Below are 18,837 nucleotides of genomic sequence, written 5' to 3' on the forward strand. Positions count from 1 at the left end.
TTTCCTGTCTCAGGTCTCAAACGCACCCTGAATATGCCGCGGCAGCTTGCCGGGCGCGATCAGGATGGCGTCGAAGCGCAAATCCTTGAAGATCACCTTGGGATTCTGTGCCAGCCAGATCTCGGCGGCCGCGGCGATGCGCGCGCGCTGGCGCGGCGTCACGGACCAGGCGGCATCATCGAGCGAGTCGCGTGCCTTGACCTCGACGAAGACAATCGTGTGCCGCCGCCCGGCGACGATATCGATCTCGCCGGCGCCCGAGCGGAAGCGGCGCGACAGGATGCGATAGCCCTTGCCGATCAGCCATGCCGCGGCGAGGCTCTCCGCCGAAATGCCACGGTTGAAGGCGGCCTGGCGTTCGGGACTGGCTTCTGTCTTCTCAGCTTTGGCCCGCAGGCCGGGCACGCGCGGATTGCGCGGCAGCTTGGGAAGATTTTGGGGCGGTGATGGATCCTCGTCCTTCGCCATGATCAATCGCCCCGATCTTTGTTCAGCTCGAGTGCGCGCTGGTAGACATCGCGCCGCGCGCGGCCGGTGGCCGATGCGACTTCGCCGACGGCGTCCTTCACCGACGCTCGCGCCAGCGCCTCGCGCAGCATGGCGTCGATGTCACTGTCGTCGGTCTGCTGCTCCGGCGGCGGCGCGATGACGATGACGATTTCGCCGCGCGTCTCGGCGTCGCCGGCATAGTGGCTTGCGAGTGTATCGAGCGGCGCGCGCCGGATTTCCTCGTGAAGCTTGGTGAGTTCGCGGCACACCGCGGCCTCGCGTGGTCCGAGCCCTTCGGCCAGGTCGGCTAGCGAGGCGGCAAGGCGCGGTCCGGTTTCGAACACGATCAGCGTTGCCGGGATCGAGGCGAGCTCGGCGATGCGCTTCTGCCGCGCCGCCTGCTTCGGCGGCAGGAAGCCTTCGAAGAAGAAGCGGTCATTCGGCAGGCCGGACAGCGAAAGCGCGGCCAGCGCCGACGAGGCTCCGGGCACCGTTGTGACATTATGGCCCGCCTCGACCGCTGCGCGCACCAGACGATAGCCGGGATCGGACACCAGCGGCGTGCCGGCGTCCGACACCAGCGCGACCGTCTGGCCGTTGTCGAGCCGAACGATGATCTTCGGCAACGCCTCGTCCGAATTGTGCTCGTGATAGGCCGTCAGCGGCGTCGCGATGCCGTAGCGCTCCGTGAGCTTGCGGGTGACGCGGGTGTCCTCGCAGGCGATCAGGTCGGCGGCAGCAAGCGTGGCCAGCGCGCGCAGGCTAATGTCGCCGAGATTGCCGATGGGCGTCGCCACCAGATAGAGGCCCGGCTCGAGCGCTGGCGCCTCGATATCGGCGCCGAAAGGCGCATAGCGTCGCGATATTGTCCGTTCCGTCATGAATGTCACTCTAGCCCGCCGCGTCGATGAAGCGGGCCCGTTGTGCAGCGATTTTGCGCAGCATTTCTCATCCTGTGTCGGCCGTCCGGCGGGCAGGCGCGGCGATTTGCCAAATTCCCTCGGCTTTTCATCATCTTAACTTTTGCGGGACAAAATGGGCGTCAGGGGTTACGACTTGGCGGAAATTCGCCGCGGGATGAGGAACGGGGTTATTGGCACGGCAGGCTGACAGAGCGGGGGCAACACGGCGTCGTTTTGGCGGGGTGGCGATTGCCGCCACGCTCACACTTTTTCTCGCCGCCTGTACGGGCGGAGCGCTCGATCGTCTCGGCGGCGAACCACCGCCCGCCGGTGAACCGGTACAGCCGGCGCAGATCGGCGCCGGGCAGGTTCGCGTCGGCCTGATTCTGCCGCTGTCGGCGCAGGGCAATGCCGGCGTCGCCGCCACCTCGATGAAGAACGCCGCCGAAATGGCGCTTGCCGAATTCAAGGAGCCCAATATCCAGCTCCTGGTGAAGGATGACGGCGGTACGCCCCAGGGCGCGCAGGCCGCGGCTCAGCAGGCTCTGGCCGAAGGCGCCGAGATCATCATCGGGCCGTTGTTCGCGCAATCGGTCAGCGCGGTGGGCGGCGTCGCGCGCCAGCGCAACATTCCGGTCATCGCCTTCTCGACCGATGCCAGCGTCGCAGCGCGCGGCGTCTATCTCCTGAGCTTCCTGCCGGAGTCGGACGTCAAGCGCATCGTCGATTTCTCGATCTCGCGCGGCAAGCGTTCCTTCGCGGCGCTGCTGCCGGACAACGCCTATGGCGCGGTGATCGAAGCCGCGTTCCAGCAGGAAGTGGCGCGCCGCGGCGGCCGCGTCATCGCGCTGGAGAAATATCCGCTCGATCCGGCGCGCATGGGCGATGCCGTGCGCCGCATCGCGCAGGCCTCAAATCGCGCCGACGCGATTTTCATTCCCGATGGCGCCGACGCCGTGCCGCAGGTCGTGCAACAGCTTGCTGCCAATAACGTCAACCTCAAGCGCGTGCAGTTGCTCGGCACCGGCCTGTGGGACGAGCAGCGCATTTTCGAAACGCAGGATTTGGCCGGCGGCTGGTATGCGGCGCCGGACAATGCCGGTTTCCGCAGTTTCGCGCAGCGCTATCGCTCGCGTTACGGCCAGGAGCCGGTGCGCACGGCGACGCTCGCTTACGACGCGGTGGCGCTGGTCGCGGCGCTGGTGAAGACGCAAGGCGCGCAGCGCTTCAGCGAGCAGATCCTCACCAACGCATCGGGCTTTGCCGGCATCGACGGCGTGTTCCGCTTCAAGAGCGATGGCACCAACGAGCGCGGCCTTGCCGTGCTGCGCGTCGCACCCGGCGGCGGCCAGCCCGTGAGTCCGGCGCCGAAGGCGTTTTAAGCCGCGAGATCGGCCACGACTGCATCGAGCAGCGGGAAGCCCGACGGCGTCACGCGCAGGCGGCCATTGGCCATGGTCTCGACAGCGCCGCCATCCATCAGGAACGCAAGACGACGCGGATCGAGCGTGCGGCCTGACAACGCCGCGAAGCGCTTGGGATCGATGCCTTCGACCAGACGCAGCCCCATCAGCAGGAACTCGTCGGCGACTTCGCCGGGCTGCAAGGCTTCATCGACGGTGAGGCCGATGCCGCTCTCGTCGATGAGATCGAGCCAGGCTTCCGGCTTGCGCTCCGTCTCGGTGGCATAGCGGCGGCCATCGATATTGAGGCGGCCATGCGCGCCGGGGCCGACGCCGGCATATTCATGGCCGCGCCAGTAAACGAGATTGTGCCGGCATTCGGCGCCCGGCCGCGCGTGATTGGACACTTCATAGGCCGGCAGGCCGGCATCGGCGCACACCTGTTGCGTCAGATCGAACAGATCGCGCGCGAGACCTTCCTCTGGCATGATGAGCTTGCCGGCTTTGTGCAGGCCGTGGAACGGCGTGCCGGGCTCGATGGTGAGCTGATAGAGCGAGAGATGCTCGGCGGCTTCCGCGATGGCGCGGTTGAGTTCGAGCGCCCAGCCTTCGAGCGTCTGCCGCGGCCGCGTGTAGATGAGATCGAATGAGTAGCGATCGAAGATCGAGCGCGCCACCGCGATGGCGGCGAGCGCTTCATCGGCGCTGTGCAGGCGGCCGAGTTCTTTCAGCGACTGATCGTCGAGCGCCTGCACACCGAGCGACACGCGATTGACACCGGCGGCGCGATAGCCGCGAAAGCGCGTTGCCTCGACGCTGGTCGGGTTGGCTTCGAGCGAAATCTCGGCGTCGTTCTTGAGCGTCCAGTGCTTGCCGATGGTGTTGATGATGCCTTCGACGGTCGAAGGCTGCATCAGCGACGGCGTGCCGCCGCCGAAGAACACCGACGACACCGTGCGCGGCCCGATGCGCGCGGCGGTGCTGGCGAGTTCGGTTTGAATGGCGGCGAGATAGCGCGCCTCATCGTAACCGCCATGGCGGACATGGCTGTTGAAGTCGCAGTACGGGCACTTCGACAGGCAGAACGGCCAGTGGACGTAAACGGCGAAGTCCTGATCGGGCGCGACTGTATTGGTTAACGGCATGTAAACAATATAGGCTACGCCATACGCCCGGGCCAGCAAAACCGCGATTTGGCTGCGGACAAGTATTTAAAATTTTAGCGAATTCACGCGCGCAAACACTTGTTCGCCAGCATCACGAAGGCGCGGGCGCGGTGCGACAGGCCCATGCCTTTCGGCGGCAATCCGTGCTTTTCGTCGGCGGTCATCTCGCCGAAGGTACGTTCATGACCGTCGGGCAGGAATAGGGGATCGTAGCCGAAGCCCGCGGTTCCCCGTGGCGGCCAGACGATGACACCATCAACGCGGCCTTCGACTTCCTCGACATGGCCATCCGGCCAGGCGATGCACAACGCGGCGATGAAATGCGCGCGGCGCTGTTCCGGCGACGTCGCGCCTTTCTCGACCAGCAAGGTCTGGACCTGATTCATGGCGCCGCGGAAATCCTTGTCGGGTCCGGCCCAGCGCGCCGAATAGATGCCGGGCTCGCCGCCGAGCGCCTCGACGCACAGCCCGGAGTCATCGGCGAACGCCGCCTGTCCGGTCGCCTTGGCCGCGCTCATCGCCTTGATGCGCGCATTCACCGCGAAGGTCGTTCCGGTCTCGTCTGGCTCGGCCAGATTGAGCTCGGCCGCCGACGTCGCCGCGATGCTGTACGGCGCCAGCAATTCGCGCATCTCGGCAAGCTTGCCGGGATTGTGCGTGGCGATGACGACAGAGTTGGTGAGCTGGCGGTGAGCCACGCGTCAACCCACCGCCATCTTCTGCAATTCGATCAGCTTGCCGGTGCCCTTGCGCGCCAGAGCGAGCAAAGCGAGTAATTGCTCTTCGCTGAACGGCTCCTTCTCGGCGGTGCCCTGCACCTCGATGATGTTGCCTGATCCGGTCATGACGAAATTGGCGTCGGTGTCGGCTTCGGAATCCTCGGCGTAATCGAGATCGAGCACGGCGGTGCCACGGAACACGCCGCAGGATACCGCGGCGACATGATCGCGCAGCACCTTCGCATCGGTCTTGAACATGTCGCGCGCCTTCATCCAGGCAAGGCAGTCGGCGAGCGCGACCCAAGCGCCGGTGATCGAGGCGGTGCGGGTGCCGCCATCGGCTTGGATGACGTCGCAGTCGATGGTGATCTGGCGTTCGCCGAGCGCCTGAAGGTCGACGATGGTGCGCACCGAGCGTCCGATCAGGCGCTGGATTTCGACGGTACGGCCGCCCTGCTTGCCGGAGGCGGCCTCACGGCGCGTGCGGCTGTGGGTAGCGCGGGGCAGCATGCCGTATTCGGCGGTGACCCAGCCCTTGCCCTGGCCCTTGAGCCACGGCGGCAGGCGCTCCTCGAGGCTGGCGGTGACGAGCACATGGGTTTCGCCGAATTTCACGAAGCAGGAGCCCTCGGCGTATTTGACGACGCCCCGTTCCAGCGACACGGCGCGCATTTCGTCGGGTTGGCGCTGGCTCGGACGCATCGGCTTGCTCCTCATGAACGATCAAATATCCACCGCCGGGCCTTGTAAGTGGGCCCGGCGGTGGCGGCAAGCGGTCTTATTTGGCCTTCTCGATCCGGGTTACGATGAACTGGCCGTTGACGTTGTCGGCATCGAACTTGATCTTGTCGCCGCTCTTGGCCTTGTCGAGCAGGCTCTTGTCCTTCACGGCGAAGACCATGGTCATGCCGTCGTCCATGTCGAATTTCTTGATCGGCCCGTGACGGATCGTGATCTTGCTGGCCGAGGCATCGACCTTGGTCACGGTGCCGTCGATCAGTGCGGCCTGCGCGGACGCGACCGTCGGCGAGAGCGCCAACGCGAGCACAAGCGCCAAAAGCGTAACGATACTTTTCATTGTCGTTCTCCTTTATTTTGTGCCGTTTACTTAACAACGACTTTGCCGTGCATGCCGGCTTCGCGATGTCCTGGAATCAGGCAGGCAAATTCAAACGTTCCCGCTTTGGTGAACTGCCACAGCAACTCGCCGGACTTCTTTGTCGCCACGCGCTTGGCATTCGGATCGTCGTGTTCCATATCCGGAAATTTCTGCATCAATAGGGCGTGCTTGTCGTTCTCTTTTGGCGTCGCGAGAACGAACTCATGTTCGAGCTCTCCATGGTTTTCCAGGACGAACTTGATCTGCTCGCCACGTTTCACCTCGACATGGTTGTGGTTGAAGATCATCTTTCCGTCCCCTTCCTTCATCGTGATGACGACGGTGCGCGCCGGCTTCTTGGGATTGCCGGGCTTACCGGCCGAAAAGGCGGCGTGGCTATGGCCGGGCGCACCCGGTTCGGCGGACACTGGCCCCGTCAGGATGGCGAGAGAAAGAACGAGTGTCGGAAGGATCATTGGCCGTATCATTGCAATTTCGCTCCAGTTTGATTGAGGTTGGTTGCTGTGGTTTCACGCGGACGCATTCGTTACGCGTTCAGTGCGACTGACTGAGGGTTGATGTGAGGACATCGCCATCCTCTTCGTTAGTGTTGCCCCCCTTGACGGTTGGTTCGCGGTTTCACGACCGAGAGTTCGACATTGCCTGGCTTGGTGGAATTGTCGCTACGACGCATGGCGTCGGGTATGTCGCCCTTGACCTCATAGGCCACAGTTCCCGGCGGATGCTTGTAGGGGCCGGGGTCCTTGTAGTCGTCGCGCGCGAGGCCTTCGCGCACCTTCACCACCGAGAACATGCCGCCCATTTCGAGCGGCCCGAACTGGCCGAAGCCGGTCATCATCGGCAGCGTGTTGTCGGGCATCGGCATTTCCATCGTGCCCATTTCCGCCATGCCTTCCGTTCCCATCGGCATATAGTCCGGTAACAGCTTCCGAACAGCCTTGGTGAGATCTTTCTGCGGCGTACCGATGAAGGTCTTCACCTCGTGGCCCATGGCGTTCATGGTGTGATGCGACTTGTGGCAATGAATGGCCCAGTCGCCGGGTTCCTCGGCGGTGAACTCGATCGCGCGCATGCCGCCGACCGGAACATCCGTCGTCACTTCCGGCCAACGCGCGCTCTCGCGTACCCAACCGCCGTCCGTGCCTGTCACCTCGAAATGCGGTCCGTGCAGGTGGATCGGGTGATTGGTCATCGTCAGGTTGCCGATGCGGATACGCACGCGATCGCCTTTCCGTACCACCAGAGGATCGATGCCCGGAAATACACGTGAGTTCCAGGTCCACAGATTGAAGTCGGTCATGGTCATGACCTTCGGCAATGATGTGCCGGGGTCGATGTCGTAGCTCGACATGAGAAAGACGAAGTCGCGGTCGACGCGCCGCTCTTGCGGGTCGCGCGGATGCACGACGATGAAGCCCATCATGCCCATCGCCATCTGCACCATCTCGTCGGCGTGCGGATGATACATGAACGTGCCACTGCGTTTGGCGACGAACTCGTAGACAAAGGTCTTGCCCGGCTTGATGTGCGGCTGCGTCAGTCCGCCAACGCCGTCCATGCCGTTCGGCAAGACAAAGCCATGCCAGTGCACCGTCGTGTGCTCGGGCAACTTGTTGGTGACGAAGATACGCACCTTGTCGCCTTCGACGAATTCGAGCGTCGGGCCCGGCGATTGGCCGTTATAGCCCCACAGCTTCGCGGTCATGCCGGGCGACAGCTCGCGTTCGACCGGCTCGGCGACGAGGTGAAACTCCTTCCACTCGCCGTTCATGCGCCAGGGTAGGGACCAGCCGTTAAGCGTGACGACCGGCTGATAGGCTGGGCCGCTGGCCGGTGTGAGCGGCGGCTGCATGGCCGGTGACGCCGTTGTAACTGCCTCGGGGATCGAGGCGGCCTGCACGCGGCCGCTGATGGCGGCGGCGCCAGCAAGAACAGCCGATGTGCCGATGAGATTGCGTCTTGTGATCATGGTGTCGCTCCGTTCAATGGCCGGCCGGCTCGCCGTCGCCGGCCATGGCGGTTGTGCTGGATGGCGAGTCGCTCGGCGCGCCGGCGCCGCCGATCACGGCCGCTTGCAGATCGGCGCTGGCGAGCCAGAAGTCGCGCAGCGCGTCGACAGCATTGGCGTTAGCGGCGATCCTCTGCCGCGCCTCCGTGAGCAAGGCGAAAACGTCGATTTGCATCGCGCCGTAGCGAAGCATCAGTTCCTCGGAGATCATGTTGCGCAGCGGCAGAACGTCACGCTGATAACGCGCTGCTACGTCATAGCTGGTGCGATAGTTGCGATAGGCCTCGCGCGCCTCTGAACGGGCGTTGACGGCCTTCTGCGCCAGCCGGTTGACGGCTTGCATGTAGGTCTGCTCGGCTTCCCGTGCGCGCGCTTCTCCGAAATCGAAGAGCGGCACCTGCAAGGTCAACTCGAAGCCACTCTGATGCTTGTGCTCGCCCGTCGCCCGTTCTTCGACCCTTTTGTCGAGGTAGCCGCTTTCGAGCACGTTGACGAAGCGCGTGGTCTTGGTGAGCCCGTAGGACTTCGCAAGCGAGTCGAGTTCGCTTCGGGCGATCTTGAGATCGACGCGGCTGTTGAGCGCTTCTTCTTCGACCGTCTTCATCGCCGGCGGCCGGTTCGGCAGCGATGGCAGCCGCGACGGCAACTTGAAAGCGAGATCCTTGCCGGAGAGGCCGAGTGCGCGCACCAGCCGTTCGCGTTCGGAAGTGGCGCGCTGCCGCGCCCGCGCAAGCTCGGTCGTCAGTTCCGTGTGCAGCAATTGCTGCCGCGATTGGTCGAGCTTGTTCATCGCGCCGCTCGCAGTCATGCGCTTGGCAAGCTCGGCGGTCGTGGAAGAAGCTTCGCTTGACTGCTCGAGCAAGCCGACAGCCTGCCGCGCGGCCACGGCACGGTAGAACGCTTTTCGTGCATCCGATGCGACGCGTAGCGTTTCGAGCGCGGCGGCAAGTTGCGCGCGATGGAAACGTTCGGTGGCGATTTCCGCCCGTGCCGGCAGTGTCAAAAGCGCGAGAATATTGGCGGCGATCTTGCGCTCGATCTCGATTTCCGCCGCGCCGCTGAGCCGCGAGATGGAGATGGACGGGTTGGGCGGCAGCGATTGTTGGACGCGTTGGGCTTCGGCGATGCCGAGCTCATTATAGGCTGCCTGCAGGCCGCGATTGTTGAACAAGGCGATCTGCACGGCCGTATCCGCGTTCAAGGTTCGCTTGAGCAGGTCGTCGACCTTGACTCGCGCGGCGTCGGCATCTTCGTCGTTGCGGATCGCGACGACATCCTTGCGCAAATGCCGCGCGGCGATGTCAGTCGTTACGCTCATGCCGCCGTCGGGCGAGAAACTCGCGCAGGCCGGCAAGAGCAGCAGGGCAGAAAAAGAGAGCAATTGCGTCTTATGACGCCACAGCGTCGACCACCGTCTAAAGACAGTGGCCCGCACACACGTAGGGGCGGACATTCGAATTCCTTATCCGTCGATTGATGAAGCATGCGCGTGGCGGGTCACGCCACGCGACGGCTAGGTCAAATCGCGGAAAGGTTCCGTGGAGGCCGGTCGATGCCGCCGGAATCGTGGCCCAACAAGCTCGTGGCCGTGGGCATCGCTACTTGCGACAGGGCAAATAAATGTGCGTCGAGAACGTCGAAAACCGTCGGGGTGGCGGCTGATACGCAGAAGAGGCCGCAGCAGTCGGCGGGTGCAGTCTGATCGTTGCTGCCAGAAGCCGACGCGGCCTGATTCGCGTCCTCATGCGCCGCTGTCGCATGATCGTGGCCGTCATGTTTGTCATGGCTCTGGGGCGTCACAGAACGATGGTGATCGGCAATCACAGTCAAGCAATGGGCGGCCGCGGCGCTGCTGCTGAAGGCAAATGCGGCGGTTGGCCCCACCAAAGTGAGGGCATAGAGCGCGACCGCCAGGGTCGCGGCCCGCTTCCGCCACTGATTGGTTAACCGCGCGAACAAGGGTCGAATGCCGTCCTGTGGAAGCCGAACCGGTGGCTCACTACCGGGGGAAAATGGCATTGTTGTGCCCGATCCTGCAAGCCCAGCTTGAATAGAAGCATGTTAATGGTCAATTCTGGGGCAAGGAGTTAGACCAGTGGCTTCCCACGACGTCCCGATCGGCTCTTCGCAGGTCAGCCTCGCCGCGCTGAACGAGCGCTCGCGCGAGATTTTCCGCTCGATCGTCGAGAGCTACCTGACCACCGGCGAGCCGGTGGGCTCGCGGAACCTGTCGCGCATCCTACCGATCACCTTGTCGCCCGCCTCGGTGCGCAATGTGATGTCGGACCTGGAACACCTCGGTCTCGTCTTCGCCCCGCATACCTCGGCCGGCCGGCTGCCGACCGAACTCGGTCTGCGCTTCTTCGTCGATGCACTGATGCAGGTCGGCGACCTCACCGAAGAGAACCGCCGCAACATTGAAGCGCAGGTCGTCGGTGCCGGCAGCGGCAAATCGGTCGAGGCGGTGCTGACCGAAGCCTCGCAAATGCTGTCGGGCCTGACGCGCTCGGCCGGCGTCGTGCTGACCGCCAAGGCGAATGCACGGCTCAAGCATATCGAGTTCGTGCGGCTTGAGCCGGAGCGTGCGCTCGCCGTGCTGGTCGGCGAGGACGGGCAGGTGGAAAACCGCGTGCTCAACGTGCCCGCCGGCCTGCCGACATCGGCGCTGATCGAAGCGGCGAATTTCCTCAACGCGCATATCCGCGGCAAGACCTTGTCGGACCTGCGCGCCGAGATCGAGGCGACCCTGGCGCAAGGTCAGGCCGAGCTCGATCAATTGACGCAGAAGATCATCGCGGCGGGCCTCGCCAGCTGGTCGGGCGGCGAGACCGACGCGCGCCAGCTCATCGTGCGTGGGCATGCCAATCTGCTCGAGGACCTGCATGCGCTGGAAGACCTCGAACGCGTGCGCTCGCTGTTCGATGCGCTGGAGACACAGCGCGGCGTCATCGATCTGCTCGGCCGCGCCGAGGGCGGCGACGGCGTGCGCATTTTCATAGGTTCGGAAAACAAGCTGTTTTCGCTGTCCGGTTCCTCGACCATCGTCGCGCCCTACCGCGATAGTGCAGGGCGTATTGTGGGCGTTATCGGTGTCATCGGACCGACGCGGCTCAACTACGCCCGCATCATCCCGATGGTCGATTACACGGCCCGGGTGGTGAGCCGGCTCTTGTCCGGCGCCGGTCACTAAATACGCGGACTTTAAGGATTTTTCCCCGGTTCGGGGCCGAAAAGCTTGATTTTTGAGGCTGCACGCCTGATATCCGGGGCAAATCTCCCCATCAGTATGAATTGGATCGATAACGATGACGGACCCGACCGCGCGTAAGGCCGAGAACGACAAGTCGGACGCCACGGCGCAGCAAACGCCGAACGCTGCCAATCCGAAGCCCTATGTGATGCCGGACGACCCGGACGACGGACAGACCGATCCGCTCGTGGCCGCGCAGCGCGAAGCCGCCGAGTACAAGGACAAGCTGCTGCGCACGCTGGCGGAGATGGAGAACCTGCGCCGCCGCACCGAGCGCGAAGTCGCCGACGCGCGTACCTATGGCATTACCGGTTTCGCCCGCGACGTTCTCAACGTCGCCGACAACATCAATCGTGCGCTGTCGACGCTGACCCAGGAAGCCCGCGACGCTGCTGATGCGGCGGTGAAGAGCGTTCTCGAAGGCGTCGAGCTCACCGAGCGTGAGCTGCTCAAGTCGCTGGAGAAGTACAACGTCAAGCAGTTCACGCCGCAGGGCGAGAAGTTCGATCCGAATAAACATCAGGCGATGTTCGAAGTGCCGACCGCAGACGTGCCCCCCGGTCATGTCGCGCAGGTGATCCAGTCCGGCTACACAATCGGTGAGCGCGTGCTGCGCCCGGCACTGGTCGGCGTGTCCAAGGCTGCGCCGAAGCCGGCGCCGGCAAGCGACACTTCGCAGCCGAGCGGCGCCGGCAAGTAAGGTCGGCTTCTTCCGTCAGAGGATGACCGCCATGACCGCGCGCCGCGCATAACCGGCACGCGCTAAGCCGTTGTTTTTACAAAAGTCCGATCTGCGACATATTGTCGCTAGTTTAGATTCGTTCTAAGTATCTGATTTGTAATGTTTTTCTTGTTGACCCGGCTCCGGCGAGGGGATCACAGTCCGCGCGGCATTCATCGCGACAGGAGCTGCTCCTATGCCCATCACCGGCGTCACCGCCCGTCTTGCGAAGCTCGGCTACGCCATCCTGGTCGCCACCGCGATCTTTGCACCGGCCCATGCCGCAACGATGCCGGACGGCATCAAGGCCTATAAGCCTTACATCGTCGCGCACATCGACGCGGCCATTGCCGGCGCCAGGGAAATGCAGACTGCGGCGAAGGCCGGCGACCTCAAGGCGGCGCAGGCGGCCTGGATCAAGTCTCGCAAGGGCTGGGAGGCGATGGAGCCGGTGACGTCGATTTACTTCGGCGATCTCGACAAGCTCGTCGACGCCTGGCCGGACGGCAAGACCGGCTATCACGCCATCGAAGTCGTGCTGTTCTCGGCGGGCAAGACCGACGGTCTCGACAAGCCGATCGCCGATCTCATCGCCAACATGGACAAGTTCGAGAAGCGGGTGAAGGCGCCGGCCTTCGCCTTCGCGCCGCAGAAGTTGCTCGAGGGCACGGCGAACCTTGCCTATGAGGTTGGCGAGGAGAAGTCGGGCGGCGGCGAATCGCCTTATGCCGCGACCTCGATCATCGACATGCAGGAGAACGTCGCCGGCATCGAGTTTGCCTGGAACACCGTGTTTGCCGACACGCTGAAGAAAAAGGATGCCAAGCTCGCCGGCATCATCGATGAGCGCACGCAAAACCTGAAAAAGCTGGTCGGTGTCGCCGACATCAAGAGCATGGAGGCCAAGAAGGTCCACATCGCCGGTGAAGAACTGGCTGCGTTGATGCTCACCGCGGCGCCCAAGCTCGGCCTCAAGCCGTTCAAGGTCGGCGACGAGGACGACGTGAAGAAAGACTAAGCGACCCCATCGGAAGTCGGAGCGGTGCAATGAAGGCGCAACAAGCGATCCTGTCGATAGCCATCGTCGCAACGTTGGTTGCGGCGGTACCGGCCGGCGCGACGCCCGTGATCAGCAAGGACGCCACCTTGCCGGTCGGCAGCGAATTGAACGCGGAATTGCTCGACCAGCCGACCGAACTGTTCTCGATGGAAGCTGCCGGCGGCAAGCGCTCTTATCTGTTCAATCTCGGCGACATGCTGTTCTCGTCCTCCGCCATTTTCGGCGGCAAGGCGCGCGACGCCGGCATGAGCTGCAATTCCTGCCATCAGCAGGGCGCCAGCAATGCGAAACTGTTCGTGCCCGGTCATTCGACCAAGCCGGGCACGTTCGACACGTCGGGGCCCTTCTTCAATCCCAAGGCCGACAACGGCATCTTCGACCCGGTGACGGTGCCGAGCCTGCGCGGCGACAAATATCTCGCCCCCTACGGTCATGATGGCCGTATCGCTTCGCTGCGCGAATTCATCCGCAATGTCATCGTCAATGAATTCGCCGGCGCAGAGCCCTCGGGCCAGGTGCTCGATGCGCTGGTGACTTACGTCAACGAGATCAGTTTCCTGCCGAACGGCAAGATCACGTCCGACGGCAAGCTGACCGCGAAGGCGCCTGATGCCGCGCGGCGCGGCGAGACGGTATTCAACAAGCCGTTCCGTCACGACGTGACCATGAGCTGCGCCACCTGTCACATCGCCAATGCCGCCTTCGTCGATCGCAAAGTTCACGATGTCGGGTCAGGCGGCTTCTTCAAGACCAAGACTCTGCTCAACGCCAAATTCAATGCGCCGTACTTCCATGACGGCCGCTACGATTCGCTGAGCGAGGTGGTGGCGCATTTCGACCAGCACTTCGATCTCGGCTTGAGCCCGACCGAGCGCGAGGATCTCGTCGCCTATCTCGACACCGTCGGCGATGCCGATCGGCCGTTCACACCGAACACGGTACAAGCCGAGATCGACGAACTCACCGAATTTGCCAGCGTGCTCAATGTCGCCATTTCGGCGCGCGACATCGAAATCGTCGCCCTGACCGTGGACTCGGTCGGGGCCGAATGGCGTGAAGTCGCCGAGAAATTCACCGACCAGAAGGACACCAGCGTCGAGGGCGGTCTGCCCGAGCGCCTGAAGGCGCGTGCCGCGGTCCGCGATATGGTCCTGACCTTGCGGCGCATCGCCATGGCGGCGCAGGCGGACGATTTCCCGGAAGCATTGCGCATTTACGCCGAGTACAAACAGACGGTCGCCGCAGTGACGCCGTACCTCACGGCCGCCGAACCCTGGTCGCTGTACAACCCCGCGGTGCATGATCGCCATTTCTCAGCACTGCGCCGGCTTGCCGAATTGGCGAAATAGAACGATTCAAGTACCTTCATGCCGCCGAGGCTTGGGGGTTCTGTGTCGGTCAATACGAAATCGCGCCGCTTTCTTGCGGCGATTGCCGTTGCCACCGCGCTGACCCTGACGATCTCCGGCGGCGCCTTCGCTGTCGACAAGACGAAATCCGTGCCGTCGATCTGGGAGCGTGAGACGCTGACCGGCGACTGGGGCGGCACCCGCGCGGCCCTCAAGGAAAACTACGGCATTGAAATTACGCTGATCTATATCGGCGAAGTGCTCGGCGTCATGTCGGGCGGCATCAATCGCACCACAAGCTATGAAGGCCGCCTCGAATTTTCGGTCGACACCGATCTACAGAAGCTGATTGGTCTCGCCGGCGCCAAGACCCATTTCAAGCTTTACCAGATCCATGACGGCGGCCGGAACGCGGTCGCCAATGTCGGTTCGATCGCCGACCCAAGCAACATCGACGCTTTGCCAACGACCCGTCTGTTCACGGCCTGGTACGAGCAGAGCTTTGCCGAGCGCTTCTCGCTGCGCATCGGCCAGCTCGCCGCCGATGACGAATTCATCACCAGCCCGACCGCGGGCGGCCTGATCAACGGCACTTTCGGCTGGGCCGGACTTCTGGCTTCCGATATCACCAATGGCGGTCCGGCCTATCCGCTCGCCGCGCCGGGCGTGCGGCTGGCGACGACATTGACCGATAATCTCACGCTGCTCACCGCCGTGTTCGCCGGCGATCCGGCCGGCAAGAACAACTGCACGGTCAGCGCGCAGGAGTGCAATGAGCACGGTTTGAATTTCGGTCTCGTCGGCGGCGTGCTGTGGATGGGCGAACTGCAATATGCGGTGAACCAGGGCAAAGCCGCGACCGGTCTGCCGGCTGTTTATAAAATCGGCGGATGGTACTCGAGCAATAACAGGTTTGCCGATCAGCGCTTCGGCGTCGATGCCACCGGCTCGCGCGTATTGTTGAGCGATCCGGCCTCCACCGGCGCGCTCAACCACAAGGGCAACTGGGGCGTTTACGGCGTCATCGACCAGACGGTGCTGCAGACCAGCGAACGCGCGCTGAGCCTGTTCGTGCGCGGCGGCTTCTCGCCGTCGGATCGCAACCTGATTTCCTATTACGTCGATGGCGGTGTCGGCCTGAAAGGGCCGTTCCGCGGCCGCCCCGACGATACGCTGACCTTCGGCGTTGCCTACGCCAAGGTGAGCAAGGACGCAGTTGCTGCCGATATCGATGCCGGCAATGCGGTGGTGCGCAGCGAGGAAGTGGTGTTCGAGGTGAGTTACGCGGCGCAGCTGGCGCCGTGGTGGACGCTGCAGCCGGACCTGCAATACATCGTGCATCCCGGCGGCAATGTCGCAAATTCAAACGATCCCTCCGGTGCCGCGATTAAGAACGCGTTCGTTGCCGGATTGCGCTCAACGATCAAGTTTTGACGGGGTCAGCCCCTCGGCTCGACGCTGTCGCGAATTGCGCGGAAGCGGTTGAACACGCCGTCCCACTGCGCCTCCGAGGCGACGCCGACGATGCGCAGGAAACCCGAGCCGCCGAAGCGGACCCACTGCACCAGTCTCACCGGCTTGCCGTTGACGCTTTCGGCCTGAGCGCGGATCTCATGGCCGGCGCCATTCGAGATGCGCTGCGGCTCCGAACTCTGCATGCGCATGTTCCGCAGCGGTGCCTGCGATAGAAGATCGGCGGCGAACTGGCTGCGATTGGCCGCGTCCGGCGCGCCACGGCCGACGGCGACGATCACATAGGGGTAGCTGGTCAGATCGTCGTCGACGCTGTCGATCAGGATCACGCCGCCGCCCGGCAGAACCGACATGACGCGGAAACCGGCCAGGTCGTCGAGCTTGAACGGCAGCATGGCCAGTTGCTCCTGGACCGGAGCCGGACGGAAGGTGACGCTACGCAAGGCGTCGCGAACAACCTTGTCGTTGTAGACGTCCCGCGCCTTGTCCGGCACCTGCACGCTGACCAGAGTGGCGAGATCGCGCACCGGCCCAGTCGCCGACGAGGCGATCAGAAACCATTTGTGAACCTTCTCGCCGTTTTCGGTCTTGGTGCCGCTCACCAGAACGCCGATGCCATTTTCGAACGGAAAGGCCTCGCGCTTGACGTTCTCGACCTCCGACTGCGTCTCGGCATGGGCCGACCGCTCCAGGCCTTCCATGGCCGCCAGCGGCAGGTCGAGGATGGTGATTGCGGCCTTGCGGTCGGCGTCTTCGAAGCCGGGGAAACGGGCCGACGGCGTCATGCCGGCTGGCGCGGTAAGGCCGACCCGCAGGCCGGGCGGATAGCGGGTCTGGGCGGCGGCGGGCACGGCGAAGGCCGCAAGACAGGCGCAGACCACGATGACGGTGAGGGATCGACGTGCCGATTGCGCTGCCATGGGTTGCCGAAGTCCTCTGCCGAATGACCGTCCGGCCGTTTGCCTAACCGCGTCCGGCCGGAACGGCAACGGATAGCCCCCGGGCAAGGCATTTTCGCGGTCGGCCGAGGGCGTTAACCCGGGCCGCCCGCTCGCATTTTCGTGAACGGCCCGCTTGCGGCCCCTATAGCCCCTCCTATATGAGCTTCGAGCCGCTTTAAACGGCGGTTATCGCTTATCCAGGGGGCTGGATCAGGGGTTCGCGGACGAGCCGCGGACACACCTTCGGGCGCCAAATAACCCAAGGGCAAATCCAAGGGTTTCAGAGGCCCGTCCGGTCTGCCGCAATTGAGAGGTGTTTAACATGGGCAAGGTCATCGGAATCGACCTCGGCACCACCAACTCGTGCGTCGCCGTGATGGAGGGCAAAACGCCCAAGGTCATCGAGAACGCCGAGGGTATGCGTACCACGCCATCGATCGTCGCATTCACGGACGACGGTGAGCGACTTGTCGGCCAGCCGGCCAAGCGCCAGGCGGTCACCAATCCTGAAAAGACGATCTTCGCGGTCAAGCGCCTCATCGGCCGCCGCTTCGACGACCCGATGGTCGAGAAGGACAAGAAGCTCGTCCCCTACAAGATTTCCAAGGCCTCGAACGGCGACGCCTGGGTCGAAGAGGAAGGCAAGCAGTATTCGCCTTCGCAGATCTCGGCCTTCATCCTGCAGAAAATGAAGGAAACGGCCGAAGCCCATCTCGGTCAGAAGGTCGATCAGGCCGTCATCACCGTTCCCGCCTATTTCAACGACGCGCAGCGCCAGGCGACCAAGGATGCCGGCAAGATCGCGGGTCTTGAAGTCCTCCGCATCATCAACGAGCCGACCGCGGCCGCGCTCGCCTACGGTCTCGACAAGGCGAAGCAGGGCATCATCGCCGTCTATGACCTCGGCGGCGGCACCTTCGATATCTCGGTGCTCGAGATCGGCGACGGCGTGTTCGAAGTGAAGTCCACGAACGGCGACACGTTCCTGGGCGGCGAAGACTTCGACATGGTCCTCGTCAATTATCTCGCGGCCGAGTTCCAGAAGGAGCAGGGCATCGACCTGCGCAAGGACAAGCTCGCGCTGCAGCGGCTCAAGGAAGCCGCCGAAAAGGCCAAGATCGAGCTGTCGTCGACGACGCAGACCGAAGTCAACCTGCCGTTCATCACGGCGGACGCTTCCGGCCCGAAGCATCTGACGATCAAGCTGACGCGCGCCAAGCTCGAGGCGCTGGTCGACGACCTCATCCAGAAGACGATCGAGCCCTGCCGCAAGGCGCTCAAGGATGCCGGCGTCACCGCGGGCGAGATCAACGAAGTGGTCCTGGTCGGCGGCATGACGCGCATGCCGAAGGTGCAGGAAGTTGTGAAGCAGTTCTTCGGCAAGGAGCCGCACAAGGGCGTCAACCCGGATGAAGTCGTCGCCATCGGCGCCGCCGTCCAGGCCGGCGTGCTGCAGGGCGACGTCAAGGACGTGCTGCTGCTCGACGTGACCCCGCTCTCGCTCGGCATCGAAACGCTGGGTGGTGTGTTCACCCGCATCATCGACCGCAACACCACGATCCCGACCAAGAAGTCGCAGACCTTCTCGACCGCCGAGGACAATCAGAACGCGGTGACCATCCGCGTCTTCCAGGGCGAGCGCGAAATGGCGGCCGACAACAAGATGCTCGGCCAGTTCGATCTCGTCGGCATTCCGCCGTCGCCGCGCGGCATGCCACAGATTGAAGTGACCTTCGATATCGACGCCAACGGCATCGTCAACGTGTCCGCCAAGGACAAGGCGACGAACAAGGAGCAGCAGATCCGCATCCAGGCTTCTGGCGGTCTGTCCGAAGCCGACATCGAGAAGATGGTCAAGGACGCGGAGTCTCACGCCGAGGAAGACAAGAAGCGCAAGGCCGCGGTGGAAGCCAAGAACCACGGCGAGGCGCTGGTCCACTCGACCGAGAAGGCGCTCACCGAACACGGCGCCAAGCTCGCCGATGCCGACCGCGGCGCCATCGAGAACGCAATCGCCGACCTCAAGGAAGCCTTGAAGGGCGACGACTCCGAGGCGATCCAGCAGAAGACCAATGCGCTGGCGCAGGCCTCGATGAAGCTCGGCGAAGCCATCTACCAGCAGGCTCAGGCTGGTGGTGGTGCCGAAGGCGATGCCGCCAAGAAGGACGACGACGTGGTCGACGCGGAGTTCACCGAAGTCGACGACGACAAGGGCGGCAAGAAGTCGGCCTGATGA

At 63.6% G+C, this 18,837-nt stretch carries 18 protein-coding genes; 7 read left to right on the top strand and 11 right to left on the bottom strand.

Translation table 11 applies throughout. From position 1 onward, the window contains the following. Positions 1-9: 9 nt before the first annotated feature. Positions 10-468: a YraN family protein gene (locus E8Q40_RS01205; RefSeq protein ID WP_137042672.1), complete on the bottom strand. Its 459-nt coding sequence runs from the start codon at positions 466-468 to the stop codon at positions 10-12. 2 nt (positions 469-470) lie between these two features. Continuing rightward, the gene (rsmI, locus tag E8Q40_RS01210) at positions 471-1,370 is read right to left on the bottom strand and encodes a 16S rRNA (cytidine(1402)-2'-O)-methyltransferase (RefSeq protein ID WP_137042673.1); all 900 of its coding nucleotides are present in this window, start codon (positions 1,368-1,370) and stop codon (positions 471-473) included. Positions 1,371-1,633: 263 nt separating this feature from the next. Here rsmI and E8Q40_RS01215 point away from each other — a divergent pair, with 263 nt between their 5' ends. Further along, entirely contained in the window at positions 1,634-2,773 is a 1,140-nt protein-coding gene (locus E8Q40_RS01215; RefSeq protein WP_370455221.1) for a penicillin-binding protein activator, read from the top strand. On the opposite strand, the gene hemW is transcribed toward E8Q40_RS01215, so the two are convergent. The 8 genes from hemW to E8Q40_RS01255 form a co-directional block, all read right to left on the bottom strand. Then, entirely contained in the window at positions 2,770-3,939 is a 1,170-nt protein-coding gene (gene hemW / locus E8Q40_RS01220; protein WP_137042675.1) for a radical SAM family heme chaperone HemW, read from the bottom strand. The genes E8Q40_RS01215 and hemW overlap by 4 nt on opposite strands. Positions 3,940-4,022: 83 nt before the next feature. After that, the gene (rdgB, locus tag E8Q40_RS01225) at positions 4,023-4,658 is read right to left on the bottom strand and encodes an RdgB/HAM1 family non-canonical purine NTP pyrophosphatase (RefSeq protein WP_246662973.1); all 636 of its coding nucleotides are present in this window, start codon (positions 4,656-4,658) and stop codon (positions 4,023-4,025) included. 3 nt (positions 4,659-4,661) lie between these two features. Beyond that, a complete protein-coding gene (gene rph, locus E8Q40_RS01230) occupies positions 4,662-5,381 on the bottom strand; it encodes a ribonuclease PH (protein ID WP_137042676.1) in 720 nt (239 codons plus the stop codon). Positions 5,382-5,457: 76 nt separating this feature from the next. Beyond that, positions 5,458-5,757 (bottom strand): copper-binding protein, encoded by a 300-nt coding sequence (locus E8Q40_RS01235; protein ID WP_137042677.1) that lies wholly within the window; start codon positions 5,755-5,757, stop codon positions 5,458-5,460. 26 nt (positions 5,758-5,783) lie between these two features. Next, on the bottom strand, positions 5,784-6,254 hold the full coding sequence (locus tag E8Q40_RS01240) for a plastocyanin/azurin family copper-binding protein (protein ID WP_137042678.1): 471 nt from the start codon (positions 6,252-6,254) through the stop codon (positions 5,784-5,786). A 128-nt stretch (positions 6,255-6,382) separates the two neighbouring features. Continuing rightward, a complete protein-coding gene (locus tag E8Q40_RS01245) occupies positions 6,383-7,768 on the bottom strand; it encodes a multicopper oxidase family protein (protein ID WP_137042679.1) in 1,386 nt (461 codons plus the stop codon). A gap of 13 nt (positions 7,769-7,781) precedes the next feature. Next, the gene (locus tag E8Q40_RS01250) at positions 7,782-9,260 is read right to left on the bottom strand and encodes a TolC family protein (protein ID WP_137042680.1); all 1,479 of its coding nucleotides are present in this window, start codon (positions 9,258-9,260) and stop codon (positions 7,782-7,784) included. Between the two features lie 65 nt (positions 9,261-9,325). Beyond that, complete coding sequence (locus E8Q40_RS01255) at positions 9,326-9,766, bottom strand: hypothetical protein (RefSeq protein ID WP_137042681.1); 441 nt, start codon at positions 9,764-9,766, stop codon at positions 9,326-9,328. Positions 9,767-9,902: 136 nt separating this feature from the next. Here E8Q40_RS01255 and hrcA point away from each other — a divergent pair, with 136 nt between their 5' ends. The 5 genes from hrcA (at position 9,903) to E8Q40_RS01280 (ending at position 15,621) form a co-directional block, all read left to right on the top strand. Then, entirely contained in the window at positions 9,903-10,997 is a 1,095-nt protein-coding gene (gene hrcA / locus E8Q40_RS01260) for a heat-inducible transcriptional repressor HrcA (protein WP_137042682.1), read from the top strand. 115 nt (positions 10,998-11,112) lie between these two features. Next, positions 11,113-11,757 carry a nucleotide exchange factor GrpE gene (gene grpE, locus E8Q40_RS01265; RefSeq protein WP_137042683.1) on the top strand — a complete coding sequence of 215 codons (645 nt, stop codon included), beginning with the start codon at positions 11,113-11,115 and terminating at the stop codon, positions 11,755-11,757. Positions 11,758-11,974: 217 nt separating this feature from the next. After that, positions 11,975-12,796, top strand: a complete 822-nt coding sequence (locus E8Q40_RS01270; RefSeq protein ID WP_137042684.1) for an EfeM/EfeO family lipoprotein — start codon at positions 11,975-11,977, stop codon at positions 12,794-12,796. 29 nt (positions 12,797-12,825) lie between these two features. Next, a complete protein-coding gene (locus E8Q40_RS01275; RefSeq protein ID WP_137042685.1) occupies positions 12,826-14,187 on the top strand; it encodes a cytochrome c peroxidase in 1,362 nt (453 codons plus the stop codon). Positions 14,188-14,229: 42 nt separating this feature from the next. Then, a complete protein-coding gene (locus tag E8Q40_RS01280; protein WP_246662974.1) occupies positions 14,230-15,621 on the top strand; it encodes a carbohydrate porin in 1,392 nt (463 codons plus the stop codon). A gap of 5 nt (positions 15,622-15,626) precedes the next feature. On the opposite strand, the gene E8Q40_RS01285 is transcribed toward E8Q40_RS01280, so the two are convergent. Then, positions 15,627-16,580, bottom strand: a complete 954-nt coding sequence (locus E8Q40_RS01285) for a hypothetical protein (RefSeq protein ID WP_137042687.1) — start codon at positions 16,578-16,580, stop codon at positions 15,627-15,629. A gap of 343 nt (positions 16,581-16,923) precedes the next feature. Here E8Q40_RS01285 and dnaK point away from each other — a divergent pair, with 343 nt between their 5' ends. Continuing rightward, positions 16,924-18,834, top strand: a complete 1,911-nt coding sequence (gene dnaK, locus E8Q40_RS01290) for a molecular chaperone DnaK (protein WP_137042688.1) — start codon at positions 16,924-16,926, stop codon at positions 18,832-18,834. Positions 18,835-18,837: the final 3 nt, after the last annotated feature.

Source organism: Pseudolabrys sp. FHR47, assembly GCF_005153485.1.
Classification (GTDB): Bacteria; Pseudomonadota; Alphaproteobacteria; order Rhizobiales; family Xanthobacteraceae; genus Pseudolabrys.